19 protein-coding genes are annotated in these 22,279 nt (G+C 45.2%); 9 read left to right on the forward strand and 10 right to left on the reverse strand.

The window, feature by feature from the left end; genetic code table 11:
• Positions 1-66: 66 nt before the first annotated feature.
• The gene (locus QWZ05_RS07375; protein ID WP_390215902.1) at positions 67-1,428 is read right to left on the reverse strand and encodes a sodium-dependent transporter; all 1,362 of its coding nucleotides are present in this window, start codon (positions 1,426-1,428) and stop codon (positions 67-69) included.
• A gap of 1,245 nt (positions 1,429-2,673) precedes the next feature.
• Between QWZ05_RS07375 and QWZ05_RS07380 the strand changes: the two genes are divergently transcribed.
• From QWZ05_RS07380 to phaC, 4 genes are all read left to right on the forward strand, one after another.
• Complete coding sequence (locus QWZ05_RS07380) at positions 2,674-3,414, forward strand: SDR family oxidoreductase (protein WP_290297606.1); 741 nt, start codon at positions 2,674-2,676, stop codon at positions 3,412-3,414.
• An 11-nt stretch (positions 3,415-3,425) separates the two neighbouring features.
• Positions 3,426-4,634 carry an acetyl-CoA C-acetyltransferase gene (locus QWZ05_RS07385; RefSeq protein ID WP_290297608.1) on the forward strand — a complete coding sequence of 403 codons (1,209 nt, stop codon included), beginning with the start codon at positions 3,426-3,428 and terminating at the stop codon, positions 4,632-4,634.
• Positions 4,635-4,719: 85 nt separating this feature from the next.
• Positions 4,720-5,067, forward strand: coding sequence for a phasin family protein (locus QWZ05_RS07390; RefSeq protein ID WP_264876868.1), 348 nt, complete (start codon positions 4,720-4,722; stop codon positions 5,065-5,067).
• Between the two features lie 208 nt (positions 5,068-5,275).
• Positions 5,276-7,048 carry a class I poly(R)-hydroxyalkanoic acid synthase gene (phaC, locus tag QWZ05_RS07395; RefSeq protein WP_264876867.1) on the forward strand — a complete coding sequence of 591 codons (1,773 nt, stop codon included), beginning with the start codon at positions 5,276-5,278 and terminating at the stop codon, positions 7,046-7,048.
• Positions 7,049-7,164: 116 nt separating this feature from the next.
• Here the strand turns inward: phaC and QWZ05_RS07400 are convergent, their stop codons facing one another.
• From QWZ05_RS07400 to napF, 6 genes are all read right to left on the reverse strand, one after another.
• Positions 7,165-7,299 (reverse strand): TIGR02808 family protein, encoded by a 135-nt coding sequence (locus QWZ05_RS07400; protein WP_264876866.1) that lies wholly within the window; start codon positions 7,297-7,299, stop codon positions 7,165-7,167.
• Positions 7,300-7,310: 11 nt separating this feature from the next.
• Entirely contained in the window at positions 7,311-7,886 is a 576-nt protein-coding gene (locus QWZ05_RS07405; RefSeq protein ID WP_164650697.1) for a NapC/NirT family cytochrome c, read from the reverse strand.
• 31 nt (positions 7,887-7,917) lie between these two features.
• Positions 7,918-8,373, reverse strand: a complete 456-nt coding sequence (locus tag QWZ05_RS07410) for a nitrate reductase cytochrome c-type subunit (RefSeq protein ID WP_264876955.1) — start codon at positions 8,371-8,373, stop codon at positions 7,918-7,920.
• Positions 8,374-8,453: 80 nt separating this feature from the next.
• Complete coding sequence (napA, locus tag QWZ05_RS07415) at positions 8,454-10,943, reverse strand: periplasmic nitrate reductase subunit alpha (protein WP_290297612.1); 2,490 nt, start codon at positions 10,941-10,943, stop codon at positions 8,454-8,456.
• A complete protein-coding gene (locus QWZ05_RS07420; RefSeq protein WP_264876864.1) occupies positions 10,940-11,254 on the reverse strand; it encodes a chaperone NapD in 315 nt (104 codons plus the stop codon). The genes napA and QWZ05_RS07420 overlap by 4 nt, the downstream gene beginning before the upstream one ends.
• 3 nt (positions 11,255-11,257) lie before the next feature.
• A complete protein-coding gene (gene napF, locus QWZ05_RS07425; protein WP_264876863.1) occupies positions 11,258-11,752 on the reverse strand; it encodes a ferredoxin-type protein NapF in 495 nt (164 codons plus the stop codon).
• Between the two features lie 237 nt (positions 11,753-11,989).
• On the opposite strand from napF, the gene narQ reads away from it, so the two are divergent.
• Both narQ and QWZ05_RS07435 read left to right on the forward strand, forming a co-directional pair.
• A complete protein-coding gene (narQ, locus tag QWZ05_RS07430; RefSeq protein ID WP_264876862.1) occupies positions 11,990-13,687 on the forward strand; it encodes a nitrate/nitrite two-component system sensor histidine kinase NarQ in 1,698 nt (565 codons plus the stop codon).
• Positions 13,688-13,758: 71 nt separating this feature from the next.
• Positions 13,759-14,394, forward strand: a complete 636-nt coding sequence (locus QWZ05_RS07435; protein WP_264876861.1) for a response regulator — start codon at positions 13,759-13,761, stop codon at positions 14,392-14,394.
• Here the strand turns inward: QWZ05_RS07435 and QWZ05_RS07440 are convergent.
• Positions 14,391-15,029, reverse strand: coding sequence for a hypothetical protein (locus QWZ05_RS07440; RefSeq protein WP_264876860.1), 639 nt, complete (start codon positions 15,027-15,029; stop codon positions 14,391-14,393). The genes QWZ05_RS07435 and QWZ05_RS07440 overlap by 4 nt on opposite strands.
• Positions 15,030-15,309: 280 nt before the next feature.
• Here QWZ05_RS07440 and QWZ05_RS07445 point away from each other — a divergent pair, with 280 nt between their 5' ends.
• Positions 15,310-15,846 (forward strand): cytochrome b, encoded by a 537-nt coding sequence (locus QWZ05_RS07445; RefSeq protein WP_264876859.1) that lies wholly within the window; start codon positions 15,310-15,312, stop codon positions 15,844-15,846.
• A complete protein-coding gene (locus QWZ05_RS07450; protein ID WP_264876858.1) occupies positions 15,843-16,412 on the forward strand; it encodes a YceI family protein in 570 nt (189 codons plus the stop codon). Before QWZ05_RS07445 ends, QWZ05_RS07450 begins: the two co-directional genes overlap by 4 nt.
• A 194-nt stretch (positions 16,413-16,606) precedes the next feature.
• On the opposite strand, the gene focA is transcribed toward QWZ05_RS07450, so the two are convergent.
• Positions 16,607-18,058 carry a formate transporter FocA gene (gene focA, locus QWZ05_RS07455; protein WP_264876857.1) on the reverse strand — a complete coding sequence of 484 codons (1,452 nt, stop codon included), beginning with the start codon at positions 18,056-18,058 and terminating at the stop codon, positions 16,607-16,609.
• A gap of 598 nt (positions 18,059-18,656) precedes the next feature.
• Complete coding sequence (locus tag QWZ05_RS07460; RefSeq protein ID WP_290297619.1) at positions 18,657-20,282, reverse strand: ATP-dependent endonuclease; 1,626 nt, start codon at positions 20,280-20,282, stop codon at positions 18,657-18,659.
• Positions 20,283-20,464: 182 nt separating this feature from the next.
• On the opposite strand from QWZ05_RS07460, the gene QWZ05_RS07465 reads away from it, so the two are divergent.
• Positions 20,465-22,195 carry a bifunctional metallophosphatase/5'-nucleotidase gene (locus tag QWZ05_RS07465; protein ID WP_290297621.1) on the forward strand — a complete coding sequence of 577 codons (1,731 nt, stop codon included), beginning with the start codon at positions 20,465-20,467 and terminating at the stop codon, positions 22,193-22,195.
• Positions 22,196-22,279 lie beyond the last annotated feature (84 nt).

A 22,279-nucleotide genomic window follows, 5' to 3' on the forward strand; every position in this document is an offset into this window, starting at 1 on the left:
AAAAGCACGCTCTAGAGCGTGCTTTTTATTAACCAAAGCTAAAGTAGCTTACTGTTTCTTTAAAACTTACAGCTTCTTAGAGAACAGAGCTGCTAGGCCGATGATAACAAGACCCATCACCATGATAGCACCTTTACCACTGTCGAAACCACTCATGATGCCAGCGATAGCAACGATAGCGATTAGGCCAGGGATAATGAACTTCACTAGGTTGTACCATAAACCAAACAGTGGGAATGAAACTTCACCATCGTTTGTGATCTCTTTTTCTAGCTCGTCACGGTTTAGTCTCCAGCCTGCGAAGATACAGATGAACATACCGCCAACCGCTAGGAATGTTAGTAGGTCGAAGATATCGAATGCGCCAGTATCGAATAATGTTGGACCTACACCACCAAGAGATAGTGAAGCAAGAACACACAGAGATGCCATCACAACAGATGCTGAGATTACCGCTGTAGGACGCTTCATACCTTTCTCATCGATTAGGTAAGAAACCACAACTTCAAGCAGTGATACAGAAGAAGTCAATGCAGCAACACTCAAGCCTACAAAGAACAGTAGCGCAAGCAGTAGACCGATCATGCCGCCCATTTCAGCAAATAGCTGAGGAACAACAACGAAAACTAGGCCAGGACCTGCAGCCGGTTCCATGCCGAAGGCAAACATAGCTGGGAACATTGCAATACCCGCAAGGATAGCAACACCTGTATCCATTGCCGTAACCATTGCCGTGTTTTGTACTAGGTTCTCTTTCTTCTTCAGGTAAGAGCCGTATGTGATCATCGCACCCATACCAAGGCTGAGTGAGAAGAACGCTTGACCAAGAGCGGCAAGAACAACGTTGCTGTCTACCTTAGAGAAGTCAGGGCTGAATAGGAATTTAAGACCTGCTTCTGAGCCTGGTAGAGAAAGGCCTTTCACTGAAACAATGATAAGGATAACGAACAGTAGAGGCATTAGAATCTTACCCGCTTTCTCGATACCACCTGAGATGCCGCGAATAACAATCAAAATGTTTAGGAATAAGTAAAGTGCCATCCACATTAGAGGTTCAGTTGGGTTTGAAATGAAACCACCGAAACTGTCACCAATCGCTTCAGGCGTGCTTAGAAGGCCTGAAGCAATTTTGAATATGTAAGCAATTGACCAACCACCAACAACTGGGTAGAAGCCCATGATCAATAGGCCACTAAGAACGCCCATGATACCAACGAAACTCCAACGACGGTCATTCGATTTGAATGCACCTACTGCTGAAAGACCGGTTTTACGACCAATCGCAAATTCAGTCAGCATCACGCTGAAACCAATAAAGATTACAAAGAATAGATAAATGGCAACAAATGCACCACCACCACTTTCGCCGGCAGTGTAAGGAAACTTCCAGATGTTACCAAGACCAACAGCTGATCCCGCTGCTGCCATAATAAAGCCTAAACGTGAGCCCCAGGCGTCACGTGGCTTTGCGTTTGTATTGTTCACCACTACTTCTCCAAAATTTAGTGTTTGCAATCAAAAAGCGCCGAAAAGTTGGTGTGTAATTTTTTGTACACAGCAATAAAAAGAGTAATTGGCGCTTAATATTGACTAAGTAAACCAGTTTGTGACTTGCCGATAAACCCTTTTTTGATCTTTTTCGCATTTTTCTTCGATTTTTGTAGCTAACTGCTGATTTTTTAAACGTTGGTTGGATAATTACCATCAAACCTAAGCACAAAAAGTGAAAATCGGCGATACAATTCGGTCAAATTCAATAGAAAAGGATGAAGTCATTGAGAAGTGTAACGCTTGGTTACATTCTTGCGCTTTTTTACAAGCGATGAAAACAATCCATGTTCTATTCAGGAGCATTATCGTCTCAACTGGTACCGTCATTGTACAAGTTGATACTGCAATTTTAGCTTATAGAAACTTAATTCACTGGTCTACCTAGGCCTAGGCACGCTGCAGGTAGAGTTAAGTGCCGCTCTGATGTTATATGGCAGAGTTTATAACTAGATATCAAAAGCTATATAACGCCATTATCTATAGATAAACGACATGAAAGATGATCCGCTATATCTTCGAGATAACAAAAAACTTTCCTTTAAGGTGTATGTAAATTTTTACATGCAGAATCCTTCATTAACTCGTGCTTAGCAGCGTCAGTGAAGAGAGTGAATTCCATTTAGAACATCCAACGCAACAGTAGAAAAGTGAGTTTTGCATCGTTAGTTGAAAAATGTGCATTTATAGCTCATTTATAAGGGGTGGATAGGCTAGTTAAGACTGAATGATACGCGGCAATGAAATGCAAATGAAAATAAAATGTAAACATGTGTAGAGGTTTGATTTGTAGTATTTACTCTAGTTTTGATTTTAGGGAAAATTTAATTTTGATATTTTGAATTAATGTACTAAAGCAATGTATTCTGTTTGTTTTCGTTTTAATTCAGTGGCTTACGCAATAGCTTTACGGCGTGATCTCCTGTGCGTTTTTTATGCAAAATGGTTTTGACTTGTAAATAAAACTGTATTCTAATTGTAACACTTTATGGTTACTTTGGATTTACGGCTTATTTCAGATGTTTAAATGTACATGCCCGTCCATCTTTGTTTGAAGTTGACTATTTATACTTCTTACAAGTTTGATTCAGGCATCAGTTTGCTGCGGAGAAACGGAGTTCAGATATGAAGAAAATCGCTTTGATCACAGGGTCAAAAGGGGGCATTGGCTCAGCCATCTCAACGAAGTTGGTTGCCGAGGGATATAGAGTTATCGCGACATTTTATACGGGTAACTACGAATGTGCCTTGGAGTGGTTTAACGAATGTGGCTTTAGCGAAGAGCAAGTTCGCCTTTTTGAACTAGACGTGACGAATACGCAAGAGTGCGCGGAACGTCTAGCGTCACTTCTTGAACAAGAAGGAACGATCGATGTGGTGGTCAACAATGCAGGCATAACTCGTGATGGAGTGTTCAAAAAAATGTCAGCAGAGGCTTGGTTTGATGTCATCAATACTAACCTCAATAGCGTATTCAATGTGACCCAACCACTGTTCTCAGCAATGTGTGAGAAAGGGGGAGGTCGAGTTATTAATATTTCTTCAGTCAATGGTATCAAAGGCCAGTTTGGACAAACTAACTATTCTGCTGCCAAAGCAGGAATGATTGGTTTTACGAAAGCGTTAGCTTATGAAGGCGCACGAACTGGAGTCACAGCAAACGTTGTTGCACCAGGCTACACCGGCACACCAATGGTAGAGCAAATGAAAACGGAAGTTCTTGACTCTATTCGTTCAACTATTCCAATGCAAAGATTGGCAACCCCAGAAGAAATTGCTGAGTCGGTCTGGTTTCTAGCGAGTGATGCTGGTGCCTATATCACAGGAGAAACACTGTCTGTGAACGGCGGCTTATACATGAATTAAGGGAATAGTTGATGGAAAAAGTATTTGTTGTTGCGGCTAAACGCACGCCGCTAGGAAGTTTTTGTGGTTCACTGAAAGATCTCAGCGCTGGCAAGTTAGGTGCTGTAGCGATTAAAGGCGCACTTGAGGCCGCAGGGCTAAATGGCGAGCAAGTAGATGAAGTGATTGTTGGCAATGTGGTGGGTGCTGGTCAAGGTATGGGCGTTGGCCGACAAGCCTCTCTCTTTGCTGGTATTCCCGATTCTGTTCCAGCTTATACCCTCAACATGGTCTGCGGTAGTGGAATGAAGACAGTGATGGATGCTGTCTCTCACATTCGCTCAGGCGATGCGCAAGTTGTTGTTGCTGCGGGTGTCGAAGTGATGTCACAGATTCCTTTTGCACTGCCTTCTTCAGTGCGTAACGGCAACAAAATGGGCGACCTTGCGGCTAAAGACTTGTTGGTTAGCGATGGCCTAACCGATGTCTACAATCAATACCACATGGGTGTGACAGCCGAGAATATCGCTAAGCAGCTAGGGCTGACTCGAGAGCAACAAGATAGCTATGCACTCAATAGCCAACAAAAAGCGGTTGCAGCGATTGAAGCTGGGCGTTTCAGAGATGAAATTGTTCCAGTAGAAGTTAAGCAGCGCAGAGAAACCGTAGTCTTTGATACCGATGAATACCCTAAATCAAATGCAACGATGGAAGGCCTAGCGAAACTTCGCCCTGCCTTTGACCGTGAAGGTACAGTAACAGCAGGTAATGCCTCGGGCATTAATGATGGTGCGAGTGCGCTTATCCTTGCTTCAGAAAGTGCGGTCGCCAAGCTGGGCTTAAAGCCACTGGCAGAGGTCGCAGGTTACGCACAATCGGGGCTTGACCCACAAATCATGGGCTTAGGCCCAGTTGAATCAGTTACTAAGGCTTTAGATAAGGCTGATATCTCTATTCAAGATATTGACGTATTTGAACTCAATGAAGCCTTTGCCGCTCAAGCATTAGGGGTGATACATCAACTTGCTGATGTTCACCGCGTTTCCGCTGAGAGTATAAAAGACAAAGCGAATCATAATGGCGGAGCGATTGCTCTAGGCCACCCTCTAGGGGCATCGGGTAACCGTATTTTGGTTACTTTGATCCATGAACTCAATAAGCAAGATGGTCAATATGGCGTGGCATCCCTCTGCGTAGGTGGTGGAATGGGCACGGCGGTGATTGTAAAAGCAGTGAAGTAAATCTGGGACTACCTATCAAGATGTCGTTTAGACCGGATAGATAGCGCCTTATGGAAATATTAAAACCTCATCAAGGAGAATTACCATGTACACAGATCTATTTAAATCTTTCACAGATCAGTCTCAAAAATCAATGGAACCATATTTCAAGTTTAATCAGTTAATGACAAAAAACGTAGAAGTGTTAACTGAACTTCAATTGAACGCTATTCGCGCGTACAGCGACATGGGCCTAGAGCAAATGAAAGCGGCGGCAAGCGTTAAAGATGTTACGTCTCTAACTGCGTTTAGTGGTCAACAACTGAATGCACTGACCAAGCTATCTCAGCAGATGATGGATGACAGCAACAAGCTTCAAGGTATTGCTAAAGAGTTCAAAGATGACGTTGAGAAATTGACTTCTGAGAACCTAAAAACAGTGACACCAGCATAAGCTGACTTTTCCTGTACCGCCTGATTGGTGTGCGGGTAGTTCTGACCTGTTTAAGGCGTTTGTCTGTCCGAAATTGTCAGTCAATGCAAAGGAGCGGGGGAGCTTTCCCCCGCTCTTCATTGTTATCAAGCGATGAACGAGCTAAGAGGTCATGCAATCCAATCGCTTTATTTGAGGCGGGCGTCTTTCCGAACTTAGGAGTCAAACTATGTTTCCTCATCTCCTATCGGACTACCTCGTAAAGCTTCAAGAATCCAATCAGCAATGGTGGGACGAGTTTGAAGTCAACAAGGCAGCCGTGCAGTCACCTCTTAATAAAGCGCTACAAGAAGTGAACTTTGAAGATACAACCAAGCTGTTTGAACAGGCCGTCAATCAACCTGCTGCGTTACTTGAGCTCCAATCAAACTGGTGGGAGCAGCAACTGCAAATTTGGCAGAATGTCGTGCTTGGCAATACAGAACAAGTGGTCGAAGCGGAACGTGGCGATAAACGTTTTTCTGACCAATCTTGGCAAAATGAAGCCATGTTTAGCTTCATCAAACAGTCTTACTTGCTGTTTAGTAAAACCTACCTTGATACAATAGATTCAATTGAAGGCTTAGACGAAAAATCAAAAGAGCGCATCACGTTCTTCTCGCGTCAGGCTATCAATGCATTATCACCGTCAAACTTCATCGCAACCAATCCTGAGCTACTAAAGTTGACCCTTGAGCAGAACGGTCAGAATTTGATTTCGGGAATGGAGCAGCTCAAAGAAGACATCGACTCGAGTGCTGATATTCTGAAAGTTCGTATGACGAACAATAATGCATTCCGTCTCGGTGATGATGTAGCGACCACAGCCGGTGATGTGGTGTTCAAAAATGAGTTATTTGAACTCATCCAGTACCGTCCGCTCACCGAGCAAGTGAACTCAACACCACTGTTGATCGTGCCGCCATTTATCAATAAGTACTATATTCTCGATCTAACCGAGCGTAATTCGCTGGTGAAATGGTTGCTTGAGCAAGGGCACAGTGTGTTCATGATGTCTTGGCGTAACCCTGGTGTTGAGCAAGCTCAGGTTGAGTTTGGGGACTATGTGACCGAAGGTGTCGCTAAAGCAGTGACGGCTATCGAAGACATTACAGGACAAGAGCAGATTAATGCTGCTGGTTACTGTATCGGTGGCACGGTGCTAGCGTCTACAATCGCATACTACGCTGCGAAACGCATGAAAAAGCGCATCAAATCAGCTACGTTCTTCACAACATTACTCGATTTCTCACAACCTGGGGAAGTAGGGGCGTACATCAATGATACGGTTATCGGAGCGATTGAAGCGCAGAATAATGCTAAGGGATATATGGATGGGCGCTCACTCAGTGTGACGTTTAGCTTACTTCGTGAGAACAGCCTGTACTGGAACTACTACGTAGACAACTATCTCAAGGGTGGTAGCCCAGTTGATTTTGACCTGCTTTATTGGAACAGTGATAGCACTAATGTTTCAGCAGCTTGCCATAACTTCCTCCTTAGAGAGCTTTATCTTGAGAACAAGTTGGTACAAGACAAAGGCGTTAAAGTGGGTGGTGTGTGGATTGATTTAAACAAAATCAAAATACCGAGTTACTTTATCTCGACCAAAGAAGACCATATCGCACTTTGGCAAGGCACCTACCGTGGCGCGCTGAATACAGGCGGAAATAAGACATTCGTTCTTGGTGAATCAGGTCATATTGCCGGTATCGTTAACCACCCAGCGAAGAAAAAATATGGGTATTGGTTGAATGATAATCTTGATGATTCTGCTGATGAGTGGTTTAACAATGCAGAGCATAAAGAGGGGTCTTGGTGGACACACTGGGATCAATGGCTAGCGCAATACAATGCAGAAGAGAAAGTTGAACCGTTTAAAATTGGTTCAGAAAACTATCCTGTATTAACAGTTGCACCTGGTGATTATGTGAAGCAGGTTTTGCCGATTGAAGAGTCGTAATGACGTACGTTATCGTCTTTTGACTAGGTAAATTGATTAATAAAAGAAAAGTGGCAAAGCCACTTTTCTTTTATTTTTTGAGGGGGGGAGGAATGTCTTGCCTCAGGAGGACGGTATCAGACCTCTTTATCTTTGCCGAGCGACAATAGCCAAAGTGACACTGCAGCAACCCCAGCAAAACCACCAAGGATAATGACTGGCATAGCGCTATAGCCAAGTACGTGCCAGATAACCGATTCTAATGTACTCAATGTCTAACTCCTTATTGCCAGCCTTCAACGCCTTCCATATCAGGAAGTTTGTGCGCGATACCTTTGTGACAGTCTACACAGGTTTTCTCACCAGACGCGAGTGCTGTAGAGTGCTGTGCGGCACCACGACTGCCTTGCTCTGAGAAATCCATGTAGTCGAATTCATGACAGTTTCGACATTCCAAAGAGTCGTTCTTCTGCAAACGAGACCATTCACGCTCTGCAAGGTGGCCACGACGAGCTTGGAACTTCTCTGGGGTATCGATAGTGCCGATGAAGTGTGCAAACAGCTCTTTTGATGCTTGTACTTTACGTACAATCTTATCTGTCCATTCATGCGGAACGTGACAATCAGAACAGATAGCACGGACACCAGAACGGTTTGAGTAGTGAATAGTTTCTTGGATTTCAGCCACAATCGGTGCGTGACATCCAGAACAGAACTCTTCCGTATTGGTTGCTTCCATACCGGTGTTGAATGCGCCCCAGAATAGAAGACCACCAGCAAAACCTAGAAACAAGACAACGCCAGCCGCTGCCTTACTAGGGGTTGTTAGCCTCTTCCAAAACGCTTTAAGTATTTTCATAATTTGCCTCTCTCGTTGTCGCGATTAACGACTAACGTAGTGATTCCACTCGCTCGAAATTGTTCTCAACTAGCGGTTTCGCTTCGACTTGAGGAACATGACATTGCAAACAGAAGTAACGACGAGGTGATACATCCGAAAGAACAGCATCTTGACGGTTCACATAGTGTGTCACACTGATCTTGGTTGCCCCCATTTCTTGCGCGTTCTTCCAGCTATGGCACGCTAAACATTTGTTTGCATTGAGTGATACTTCGTAGCTGCGAATACTATGAGGTACCAATGGAGGTTGGAACACATAGTCACTCTCAAGAGCATGCTCTTTTGGATAGTCTTTAAAACTATCTGATGGACGAGTATCTTCCAATTCCGCAGCACCTCGCAGAGACTCAAGGCCGCCAATACCGCCTGGGTTATCCAGTTCGGCATGAGCAACCCCAGCCGCCACAGCACATACAGACAACAGTGCGATTAGTAGTTTTTTCATCATTCAATCTCCGCCCTTGTGGGCTAAATCTTTAATCAGGTCACAGCGTGTGCTGTGACCTTCCGTTCGTTCTTTGCGTGTTAAGCAACCTTGGTGATCTTCACTGGACACTTCTTAAAGTCAGTCTGTTTAGACAGTGGGTCAGTGGCATCAAGAATCAGCTTGTTAATCAAAATACGAGCATCAAAGAACGGTACGAACACCAAGCCTTGAGGTGGTCGATTACGACCGCGTGTTTCAACACGAACGCGCACTTCACCACGCTTGTTAGAGATTAATACTTCTTCGCCGCGACGTACGTTATGTGCTTTTGCATCGTCTGGGTGCATATAACATATTGCATCTGGCACTGCTTTATACAGCTCAGGTACACGACGAGTCATGGTACCTGTGTGCCAGTGTTCAAGAACACGGCCTGTACACAGCCACATATCGTATTCGCTATCTGGTTCTTCCGGTGGCGCTTCGTATGGTGCTGAAATTATCAGTGCTTTGCCGTCTGGCTTACCATAGAAGTCCCAACCAGAACCTTCTTTTGCATAAGGGTCAGAACCCTCTTTGAAGCGCCATAGCGTTTCCTTACCATCAACGACAGGCCAGCGCAGACCGCGAACTTGGTGGTAAACATCGTATGGTGCTAAGTCGTGACCGTGGTCGCGACCAAACTCTGCATACTCCTCAAAAATACCTTTTTGGATGTAATATCCGAAGTGATGTGCGTCGTCGTTCAGTTCACGAGCTTCTTCGATAGGGAACTTATCGATTTGGCCGTTGCGGAACAGCATGTCGTACATAGTTTTACCACGATATTGTGGTGCTTTAGCTAGCAACTCTTCGTCCCAAACCTCTTCCATCTTGAAGCGTTTTGAGAATTCCATTAGCTGCCACAAATCAGATTTAGACTCACCAACAGTCTCAACTTGTTGATACCAAGCTTGAGTACGACGTTCAGCGTTACCGTAAGCCCCTTCTTTTTCGATCCACATCGCTGTAGGAAGGATCAAATCGGCGGCTTGCGCGGTTGCTGTTGGGTAGGCATCTGAAACAACAATGAAGTTTTCTGGGTTGCGGTAGCCAGGCAGACGTTCATTGTTGATGTTCGGACCAGCCTGCATGTTGTTGTTACATTGAACCCAGTAAGCGTTGAGTTTGCCGTCTTTCAACATACGGTCTTGTTGAACCGCATGGTAGCCTGGTTTTGGTGGAATAGTGCCATCAGGCAGTTGCCAGATTTTTTCAGCAATTGCACGGTGTTTAGGGTTTGCAACCACCATGTCAGCAGGCAGTCGGTGAGCAAATGTCCCGACTTCTCGAGCTGTACCACACGCTGATGGTTGGCCAGTTAGAGAGAATGGGCTGTTGCCTGGAGTAGAGATTTTACCGGTTAGCAAGTGAATGTTGTAAATCAGGCTGTTCATCCATACGCCACGCGTATGTTGGTTCACACCCATTGTCCACAAAGACATCACTTTCGTATTTGGATCCGCATACTGCTTAGCGAGCTCAACCAGTTTCTCTTTTTCTACACCTGAGATTTCGTGTGCGCGATCAAGCGTGTATGGAGCGACTGACTTCTTGTACTCTTCAAATGAGATCTTACTCATATTGCCAGAGTTCGGGTTAGCAGCCGCTTGCTGTAGTGGATCATCGTCACGCAGACCGTAGCCGATATCAGTATCAGCTTGACTGAAGTTAGTGTGCTTGTTGACGAAGTCCCAGTTAACAGCATCATTTTCGATGATGTAATTGGCAATGTAGTTAGCAATTGCAAGGTCAGACTGAGGCTTGAAGATGTAGCCATGGTCAGCAAGCTCGAAAGAGCGGTGCGTATAAGTTGAAAGCACATTCACACGAACATGTGGGTGACCTAAGCGGCGGTCGGTAATGCGTGTCCAAAGAACAGGGTGCATCTCTGCCATGTTGGAACCCCACAGAACAAATGCGTCTGCGTGTTCAAAGTCATCGTAACAACCCATTGGTTCATCGATACCAAATGAGCGCATGAACCCAACAACCGCTGATGCCATACAGTGACGGGCATTCGGGTCAATGTTATTCGAACGGAAGCCCGCTTTCATCATCTTCGCAGCAGCGTAGCCTTCCATTACTGTCCATTGACCAGAGCCGAACATACCAACACTTGTTGGGCCTTTAGCTTTAAGTGCGGTTTTCCACTTCTCTGCCATGGTGTCGAAAGCCATATCCCAAGAGACGGGGGTAAAGTCACCATTCTTGTCGTATTTGCCATCGGTCATGCGCAGAAGAGGTTGAGTTAAACGGTCTGAACCGTACATGATTTTTGACAGGAAGTAGCCCTTGATACAGTTTAGGCCTTTGTTTACTGGCGATTCAGGGTCACCTTGTGTTGCCACTACCTTGCCATTTTGTGTACCAACAAGGACTGAACAACCTGTACCACAGAAACGACATGGTGCTTTGTCCCATGTGATCTTAGTTTGGTCTGAGCTCGCGATCAGGTTGGTTGCTTTTGCCGGTAGTGTAATACCAGCAACAGCAGCAGCTGATGCGGCTGCGTTTGCTTTCACAAACGCACGTCTTGTCATTTTCATGCTTCACCCTCGATTTGGGAATGTTGTATTCCAGCGTCTTTATATTGAAGTTCCGTCTCTTCAGAGTTTGATTCGATCTGGTGATACACCAGAACCGTACTCAGAACGTTCGGTAAATTGTTAATGGCGTCGATCGTATCGGTGATGAAGCCTTGGTTTTCTGTTTCTAAAACCACAACTATTTTGCCCTCTGGGCTATCACCATAGATTTCAGCGCCTTCGTATTCCGTAATCTGTTTCTTGATGATCGCTAGGTGGAGTGGATCACAATGAACGACTATGCTCGAAATGTGCACCTCATTTAGTGCCATGGGTTATATTCCCTTTTGTAATTGGTTGCTCACATTGATTGCTTTACTCGGACAGGCCGACACACAGGCTCCGCATCCGTTACATTCATCGAGGCTCACCTCTGGTTGAGCCACTTTACCCAACTCAAGCTTGAAGCCTATTGCCATCGGCTCGCAGAAATCTCCACAGCTTCGGCACTCGATATTCTGTTTAGCTAAACAGTTTTCCCCAATGGTTGCCTTGATGTCCCAAGGCGATTCTTCTTGAGCGTTAAACAAGCCTTCGGGACAAGCCTCTGCACAGCGGTAACAAAACGTACACTCATCAAGGTTAAAGTCGACGGTTGGAAAGCCAGCGTCACCTTTGATAATGATTTTGGTTTCACATGCTATAAGGCATTGACCACATTGGGTACAATCTCGGGTTAGAGTTTGTGGAGAAGTAAGCCAAGGCAATTGATGGTTGAGCTTTATATTGCTTTTTCTCGTCAAAAAACGTCGCTTGTTGAGATCGACCACTTCTTTAGTACTCCTCTCATTGTTGCGCAGATGTTAAAAGTATAGTAAAGAAAGCCATTAACAACCTGACATAATTAAACATATAAATTGTAGGTTTGATCATATTTCTATAAATACCCCATAAGGGTTAATTGGTATCCAGCGTTGTTTTAGATCAATAATTAGAGAGCGTAGCGATCACATATTGGTAGGTTGGGTTAACTGCTTGCCTGTCATAGCATTTTAAAGGGTATTATTTTGCCGCTATCAAAAAGAAAAAAATCGGTCACGAAGAATATCGTGTACGCCATGTCGCTTATTGTCCTGCTCTCAGTCGCGACGACTAGCTTTGCGATCTACACCCTCACGTCGAGCTTGAATGACGCAGAAGCCGTCAATGTGTCGGGTTCGATGCGAATGCAGAGTTACAGACTTGCGCACGATATCCAGATTCAGTCTTCCGATTTTGAATTTCATATTCAGCAGTTCGAGCAATCGATTTTTTCCGAATCTATGCAATCACTCGATGATTGGCGCGTACCTGATCACATTGCCAATGATTACCAGTTATTAATAAAACGCTGGCAAGAGCTGAAAACTGTTCTTGAAGGGGAGCAACCACAGCGCTACTTGCCATTGGTGGCGAGTTTTGTGAAACAAATCGATGATTTTGTTCTAAAACTGCAGATATTTTCTGAGCAGAAAATTACCAAGTTGACGGTCGTTGGTGGTCTTGGACTCGGTGGTATTGTTTTGGCGAGTATCTACGTTGTGTTGTATGTGCGTAGAGAGATTGTTTATCCACTAAATGAGTTGGCTATAGCCAGTGAGCGGATTCAGAATCGTTCTTTTGACGTTGAACTGTCTCATGAGAGCAAAACAGAGATGGGAGTGTTGACTCGAACGTTTTCTAACATGGCTAAAGACCTTGGCAAGCTCTATCGGGGTTTAGAGCAAGCCGTCGATGAAAAGACACAAGAGCTTCAGAAAGCGAATACCTCACTGCACGTGCTATATCGGTCATCTCAAGAGTTAGCAGATGCACGGATTAACATCGATAACTTCCAAGCGATATTACGCCATATTGTGAGTATTGACTCCATTGGTAAAGTCCAGCTCGATATAGATGATGACGATAGTTCTGTTTCCTTGTATGAAGGGGAAGCGGAACAAGCGGAAGTGATTCATCGAGAGCTGTATTTAGATGGTGAGCACCTTGGTTCGCTCCATTTCTACTGCATCCAAGACGCGCCAGAGCGCACATTGTTAGATAACTTTGCGCAGATACTCGCCAGAGCGATCTTTTACAATCAAGCTCAAAGACAGGCAGAGCAACTGTTGTTAGCCGAAGAGCGAGCGACAATTGCCCGCGAGTTGCACGACTCTCTGGCGCAATCACTGTCCTATTTAAAGATTCAAGTCGCTTTGCTTAAAAAGCAGATGACTAAACTGGAAATGTCTAGCGGTGCTGCAAACACGGTTATAGAGTTAGATACTGGCCTTTCAGATGCTTATACACAACTTCGCGAGCTATTAACGACATTTAGACTTACAATTAAGGAGGGCAATTTTGGTGTGGCATTGAAAGAAATGCTCAGTCAGCTTGATGACCAAACCTCCGCCATGATTGTCCTCGAGAACGGTTTGTCATCGGTAGAACTTGATGCTCACCAACAGGTGCATTTATTGCAGTTGATTCGTGAAGCGACGATCAACGCGATGAAGCATGCGGATGCGGGGCGAATACAAGTCTCGTGCTCGGAAGAGCAGGGTGAAATCGTCGTGAGTGTGGCCGACAACGGAATTGGCTTTGGTGATGGAGAAGCGAAAATAAATCACTATGGCATGAGTATTATGCGTGAGCGTGCAGAGCGACTTAACGGTCAGCTTACGGTAAACTCGCAACATGACAGCGGAACAGAAGTCCGACTCGTGTTTTCTCTAGGCACCAGCTAGGCATGGCTAGTATGGAACAACAACCATAAGAGGTCTCAAGACCCACTGACCTAACGAATAGGAAGAGCAATTTGACAGTAAATAGAGTGATGTTGGTCGATGACCATCCTTTGATGCGTCGAGGTATCAATCAATTACTAAGCTTTGAAGATGACTTTGAAGTTGTTGCAGAAGCGAGTAATGGCACGGATGCTGTCGCGCAAGCGAACCAATCGAACCCAGATTTGATCTTGCTTGATCTGAATATGAAAGGCATGTCTGGACTCGATACACTAAAGGCACTGCGCACGGATGGTATTGATGCGAAAGTCGTGATCTTGACAGTATCGGACAGCCCGTCAGATATTGATATGCTGGTAAAAGCGGGAGCGGATGGTTATCTACTTAAAGACACAGAGCCCGATGAGATGGTTCGACTCGTTCGTGAATCTCTAAATGGCCAAGCAGCGTACAGCGATATTGTGGCCGATTACTTGGCCAACCGTGGACAAACGAAAGATAATTTTGATGACCTGACCGATCGCGAAATGCAGATCCTCAAAGAGGTTGCTCAAGGTTTCCGCAACAAGCAAATTGCCGATCGACTGTTTATCTCTGAGTCGACCGTGAAAGTACACATGAAGAGTTTGCTTAAGAAGCTGCAAGTGGCATCGCGTACGGCTGCCACCATTCTCTATCTTGAGCGCTTTGGCGATATAAAGAGTTAACGATTCCACTCAATGACGGCGTAGAGTTGGACGTATTTACGAACCAGCTCTTCGTTGTTCATGCGTTTTAATGGATGAGCAATCTTTAAGAAATAAGGGCTTAAATTAAAATGCTCTTCGAGTGTTTGGCTTAATTGCGAATCACTTTCGTACAGGCTGACTCCCTGAGCTTGGTATGCATTCATTTCATCAGGTAATACACCCGTCCACCAGTGAATAAGCTCTCGGCTGCTGTGACTTCTCGTTAGCCAGTGATCACTCAAAACCAGCAGTAAATCATTTGGCTGAATGGCAAAGCCAAACTCACTCTTCCACTGGGCAATGTCCCTTATCAGTTTATTTCGATAGGTTTTACTCGCATTCATCATATGCTGCGTGATCACCCAAACACTGCCTAACTCACACGTCACCCGATAGTGGTGGGGCAAGTCGCGTTTTGGTCGCATATCCAAAGGTTGAGTCGAACTGCTATGTCCATATTCACTGAGAGTGCTGTTCAAGCGACGAGTGTACGCCAAAGCCATATGATGCTCGGTCATGCCGCGATTATGAATGGCAGGGTAGTGTCGTTCACACAGTTTTGAGCAGTCCTGCTGAAACTGGCTGATACTTTGAATCAAAATATCCGATAACAAAGAGAAGCGCTCCTAAATGTCCTTTTCTTTCCTCACCAAATTTTGGCTCAGAATCACGCTAGTGGAATATCAAACAATAGCATAATCACTTTACTAAATAGATGACAGCAAAACACTTTTGCTTGCTTGTTCAAAAATTTTGAATGAATTCATCAAATACGCCTACTTTTGTCAGGGCTTCAAATAAAAAATACTAAGCTCACGTTAAAGGTCACGAGTCCTCAACGCTTTTATTTGCACCTTTTTGTTGGTTGAGGAGATAACAGTTTATGGATGAAAAATGGCACAAGTGAATCAGTACAATGTTGTTTCAAGGGTTCTACACTGGGTGAGCGCCCTTGTGATTATCGGCATGTTTGCTGTCGGTTTGTGGATGGTCGATTTGAGTTACTACAGTGAGTGGTATCGCACAGCGCCTCACTGGCACAAATCTGTTGGTATTCTCATCGTAGCCACCACACTGTTTCGTTTGCTATGGAACAAAGTGGTCAAAACACCGCAAATCGATGGCACACCATTGATTCGCATGGCTGCACATCTTGGTCATTTAGCCTTGTACGCACTTATCTTGGTGATTGGTATCTCTGGCTATTTGATCTCAACAGAAGACGGTCGCGGCATTGAGGTGTTTGATTGGTTTACCGTGCCAGGCCTTGGACAGTTATTTGAAGGGCAAGCTGATCTCGCTGGAGAAATCCATTTTTATGCAGCTTGGTCTTTAATTCTTTTAGCAGCAGGGCACGCACTTGCTGCAATAAAACATCACGTAGTCGATAAAGACGACACGTTACGTAAAATGATAGGAGCATCAAAATGAAGAAATTAGGACTAGTAACAGGTTTGGTAGCGGCGTTGTCTTTGCCAATGAGTGTGTCAGCTGCAGACTACATGATTGATACTAAAGGTGCGCATGCATCGATCAACTTCAAGGTCAGCCACTTAGGCTACAGCTTTATCAAGGGTCGTTTTAACAAATTTGACGGTGACTTTTCATACGATCCAAATGATGTCGCGGCTTCTAAAGTTAATGTGACAGTAGACACTCGCAGCCTTGATTCAAACCATGCAGAACGTGACAAGCATATCCGCAGTGGTGATTTTATCGATGCCTCTAAATTCTCGACAGCGACCTTTGCCAGCACAGGTGTGATGGATAAAGGGGATGGTCAGCTTGATATTAGCGGTGACTTAACGCTACATGGTGTCACCAAACCAATCGTGATTAGCGCTGAGTTTATCGGTGCAGGTACAGACCCATGGGGCGGTGAACGTGCTGGATTTTTGGGTACGACACGCCTAGAGCTCGCAGACTTTAATATTCCAGTCATGGGCACATCGAGCTATGTTGATATGGAGCTGCATGTAGAAGGCATTAAAAAATAGAGTAAATGACACCACTCAATAAACTGCATTCTTAGAACAAAAAAAAAGAGGTGGCCATGGCCACCTCTTATTCTTAATTTCCCAAAATAGTTGTACGTTTCACTCCGTTCAGGCCGCTATTTCCAATCAGCTAAACATCATGTCACGCACACGAGGCCAGTTATTATTTAAGGCTTAACCCGTCCTCGTTATTCTCATGCAATTTCTAATCGAGACACCGCTTTAGCGCCATCGTCTTCATAGATTTTTCGCAACTCAAGCATCACGCTATCGCGAGTAATGGTTCCGATAAATCGACCGTTTTCTAGCACAGGAAGTAAACTTGGCTTGCTTACTTTCATCGCTTTAACGCGCTCTTCAATTGGCTGTTGAGGGGCGCTTGCAGTCGCAATACCCATCGCAGTGACAGGATAAAGCTGTTCTTTATCGATACACATATACTCTATGATATCCACCAAGCGATCATCAGCATCTACGGCTACTACATCACGACTCATCAAGTCGACGACTTTTGTCCCCTTACTTGGCAGGTAATTTTTGGACCAAAGTGCCACCATCACATCATGCGTTGAGAGGAACCCAACGAGGCGACCATTAACATCACAAACTGGTGCACCCGAGACGTTCTCTTCCAACATCAAATCGATCGCTTTTGGCACAAGCGTATCGGCACTGAGCGACAGTGGTTGAGTATTGGTAATATGCTTCACTGTTTTACTTGAAAGCTGATCTGTCTCTTTGACAGACACAATTTCAAGGCTTTGAGTTATCGAACTCACATTTGCGGCTTTTAGTTGAGGGCGACGGTAGATACACCAGTTAGTGAGTCCTACCAATACCGCTCCACCAAAAATATTGCCCAACGTGACAGGTATCAGATTCGCCATCAAAAACGTTGATACAGTAAGGTCACTGTATTGTTGAGGCTCTGCTGCTACCGTTTGCCAGAATTGCTCTGGTGCAAAATGAGAGATAACGATGCCGAGTGGCACCATAAACATGTTTGCAACCGAGTGTTCAAATCCGCTCGAAACGAACATTGAAACTGGCAAAATCATCAATAAAGCTTTTGTTAGGGCATTGGCAGCGCTGAAAGTCATCCAAATGGCTAAGCAAACCAATAGATTACACAGCACGCCCAAAGCAAAGGCTTGTATTGGTGTATGGTGGATCTTATGTTGAGCAATGTTCAACGCATTCAACCCCCACTGACCATGATTCAGCATGAATAGGCCAGCAGCGGTGATCATGAGTAGCATGAACATCGCACCGATGAAGTTTCCGATGTACACCTTGGCCCAAAGAGACAGCATCTTTTTCAGTGAAATTTGGCCGTTTGCCCAAGAAATACTTGAAAGCACTGAGCTGGTAAACAGCTCACCGCCGCACAACACGATTAAGATAAGCCCTAAGCTGAACGCAATTCCGCCGGTTAAGCGGCTGAGTCCCCATCCAACAGCATTACCACCCGTCGTAACAGTGATATAGAAAACAAAAGCTAAGCCGATAAATGCGCCTGCCATGACGGCAAGCCCCAGCGTCATACTGCTGGTCTTTTTCGCCTTGTTGAGAGCAAATTTCTCTGCCTCTGCCATCATCTCCATAGGTGAAAATAGGTGGTTATTACTGGAATCTACGTTACTCATGCGTCCCCCAATGTTTGCACATCTTTGTTCCCCTTCGATGTTTTAACTTAGGCTTCCTGCCCAAGTGTCCTGCTTAAATCTATCAAGCGACGACATGATAAGTAAAATTGATAATATTGAAAAGGTAAATCACATTTTCTTATACGGAAAGTATGATTGCTTTTTAGGTTAGTTGCGGGTTTTTCGATGTGAGTGGAGAGAAATAATCAAAATTGAGACAAAGTGGACTAACCTTCAGATGATGACTTTAGTTTAAATTGTTGATTTTAAATTGTTATTTTATTTAATGAGCTGTTGCCTTACTCATTCTGGGTATAAAGTAATACAAATAAACGTACCCCAAATCCCTCTCTTCTTTGCCCGATGACTGCTGATTAATGCGAATATCCCTATCAGAAAAACTGATAGACAAGAAAATCGATGGTTGAAGCGCACTCCAAGTTTTCGTCTTTACGGCGACGACAAATCGCCTTCAAACCCTCAATTTGAAAAAACGATAGTCGCGTTCAAGATAATTGATAGCCTTGATTAAGATGGCTAGACGAGAAAGCCGCGACAGTAACAATAGTAGGCTGTCAGCGGCAGAACAGGGGGGCGGTTACGTATTACCATTGGCCATGGTGACAACACGTTTTAGTGTCCAGCGCAATAAAACCGGTATACATTCGGCACCTTCTTCCTCGCAATGACCTACGATAGCAAGCGCAAGGTCGGGCTTGGCCTTTTTCTTTAATACCCTGTGAACCACTTTTTTTGCTGGGATCGGATGGTCTGGTGGAATTTTTACCATTTGTCGGAAGAATTGCTCAAAACCATTTTGGTAGAGGAAGTGTTCAATATCTCTATCGGGCAACTCCGTGAGGCGATGACGCTCTTGTTCTTCGTCCAGCATCGCTTTCACGGTAGCGGCGTACTTTTTGCCCGCTTGATCGCCATCAGTGACTACGTGCCAATCAATATCAAAGGCTTTAGCGACCTTTATCAGTGATCTCAGGCCGGATTGCGCGAACTCAATAATCTGCACACCTTCTGCGGCGAGGTTGTAGCCACAAATATTGGCAATTTCATTGAACAGCCAGACCTCTGTTTCACCTTCAACCAACAGCCAGCAACGCGCGAACATCGCCCCGGAGCGGTGAAAACGAATATGAAAGCCGATACGACGCAGCTCATCGTGAGACAGTTGAGTACCTTTGACATAACGCGCCACCGTGCGATCGGATTGACGAACCAAGCGCCTTATTGAGTGTATCGGCACCTGGCCGAGCAACTCTGAACTGTTGGTTGTGAGAATCTTTTGCATCGGGAGCAGCTGCAATAGCCCCCAAGCTCTCGCCATATGGGTTGGGTGCAATCGGCCTTCAGGATCTTCTATCAATAGAAGCGGCCTTGCGCAGCGTCTTAGATTGGTTGGCCCTTTCGCCTGCAGATAAGCATTGAGTAACCCCAGCATCAGAAGCCGAGTTTGCTTGCTGTTGGACTCATGAATGGTTTGTGACAGTGTTTTATCACTCGGGCTGCTATGAAATAGGCCGTCTCGTTGCTTACGCGGGTTCTTATTGGTGTTGTGCTTGAATGAAAAGTAGTGCTCAACCAAATCGTTCATCGTATTGAGGCTGCTTTTTATTTCGCCTTTATTGACGTGACCAGGCACCGCCAATAAGCGGCGGCAGGTGTTGTGAATACGTTTTTCTGCTCGGGTATTCGTGTCGTGTCCGTTGTTGCCTTTTGCGTAACGACGAGCATCACGCAGACGGATCACCGGATGCAGGGACATTAACTCCTGCGCGAGCTTCTCACTGTGATGAAGGTGCAGTGGCTCTCCTTGCGCATTAAGAAACGCATAGCGAGTGGTAATGTCTTTGCCATCTCGACTGGCACTTATCCGATAGTAAATGCGGTTCTTTTCATTGTCGTCTTTTACCCACACCGGTTTGATCTTACGATAGCGGCCAGCGCGTATTTCTACATCGTCATTAGCAACAAAAGCGAGAACGATTTGTAGATGTTGGGTTTGCGGGTGGGCAATCGCATAGTCGACGTGAAAATCCGTCATAGCAAATTGATATAACTCGCCAGAGGCGGGTAGTGCGATTGACAGAGCATCAAGAAGAGAGGACTTACCCCAGGTATTTTCACCAATGAGAGTGGTGAGCTCATCGAACTGCAGCGAAAGGCGTCGAATGCCGCGAAAGCCTGAAACTTCTATCCGGTCTAGCTGCATATCGCCTCCTTAGTGATAAACAGCATATGCATTTAGAGTATAGTAGAACAAAATTTTTCGCTGATGCTTCTCTCACAAAAACAGCGACTTATCATTGAACCGCTATTTTAGGAAAAAGAGTTAATGAATTTGTCATCTGCTTCGCGATAGGATAGCGGTGAATATAAAGAAGAGAAGAGTCTATGAGCGAAAAACGCCATAAGCCCGTCAGAATGACGGTTGCCCACATTAATGATACCCACTCCTATTTTGAACCTACGTCACTGCAGCTGCACCTTAATCATGTCGAACCGTCAATAGAGCCATATGTGAGTGCGGGTGGCTTTGCCCGAATAGCAACGCGCTCAAAGCAGCTGCGAGCTCAAGCAAAGAGCGAACAGCGACAGTTTCTATTCCTGCATGCCGGTGATTGTTTTCAAGGCACCCTGTATTTCTCGCTGTTCAAAGGGCGAGCCAATGCAGACATGCTTAACGCGCTAAATATTGATGCGATGACCCTTGGTAACCATGAGTTAGATATGGGCAACGAACCCGTTGCCGATTTTGTGCAGCGTATCGACTTCCCTTTTCTCTGTGGTAACTGGGATCTGTCTCAAGAGCTGATGAGCAAAGAGAAGCGTATTGGACAGCATAATGGCGTCTATAGCTATGACCCAGTAACCCGCGCTGCAAAGTGGATAACCAAAGAGGTAGATGGCGAATCTGTGGCGGTGTTTGGCTTATCGATAGATAAAATGACCGATATTGCCAACCCTGACTCTGATACTCCCTTTATCCAAGCGCTGGATGTCGCTCGCCATACTGTGAATGCGATTCACCAAACTGGCATTAATAAGATTATTTTGCTCAGTCATTTGGGCTATGAGCAAGATAAGGCTTTGGCTCACGAGGTGGAAGGCATCGGCTTGATTGTTGGTGGTCATAGCCATCGATTGCAGGGGGATTTCTCAGCGTTAGGTTTTGCTGACGATGAGGCCTATGGTCAGCATATAAACGGCACTTACGTGGTACAAGCGGGCTACCATGCGTTGTCGATGGGGCATTGCCATATTGATTTTGATGAGCATGGCCAAGTGACGTGGTTTGAAGGCCAAAATGAGTTGCTGTTTGGTCGCCGTGTCTTTCTCGATGCAAGTTTGAGTCAGCCACGTAACGATGCCCAGTATCAACTTGCGTGTGACTGGATCAAAGCTCAAACCAATGTGGTGATCTGTAAGAAAGACCCAGAAGTGCAGTCTTTGCTGCGGGATAAATACATGCCGAGAGTAAAAGCGCTCTCAGAGCAGGTAGTAGCGGTGTTAAGTCAACCGCTACGCCACGTTCGACTGCCAGATGAAAAAGGTGGTAGTGAACTTGCCCCTATGGTGGCAGAGTCATTCCTTTATGCGATGCGCAATTTAGGGCATGACATTCAATTTGCGATGCATAATGCCGGAGGCGTACGCAGCTCTTTGCATGCAGGAAGTGTTTCCGTTGCCGATATTTCCGGAAAGCTTTTGCCCTTTGCCGTTCCGATTGGTGTGTATCGAATTCATGGCCAAGCGCTAGCTGATTGTATAGAAGGGGCGATTAACAATGCCACGAACAACGGCGTAGAGGGCACGGGGTCGGGTTCTTATCCATATATGAGTCGCCTGCGTTTTGATTATGATGCTCAAGCGATCATCGGGCAGCGTGTGACAAGTCTGGAAATCTGCGATGACCAGGGACAATGGCAACCAGTTGAAAAAAATAAGATTTACTGCGGTACATCGTCGGCTTATACGATGAAGGGAAAAGAGGGCTATGATGCTATTTTGCAGCAGGAGCCCGGTTCTATTGTGACCACATTGTCGATGGCAGATTGCTTTGCTCAATACCTCACCGACTGTCACTCGGCTGAACTCGAAACAACCTATTCGATACATCAATAGGTGTTAATTAGAATAGTCAGACAAATTGGCATACCCTTTGCATTGTCACAGTTGAAGCCATTTATATTTATAAACGGTTCTGTG

It is taken from the genome of Vibrio agarivorans (genome assembly GCF_030409635.1).
GTDB classification, from domain to species: Bacteria; Pseudomonadota; Gammaproteobacteria; order Enterobacterales; family Vibrionaceae; genus Vibrio; species Vibrio agarivorans.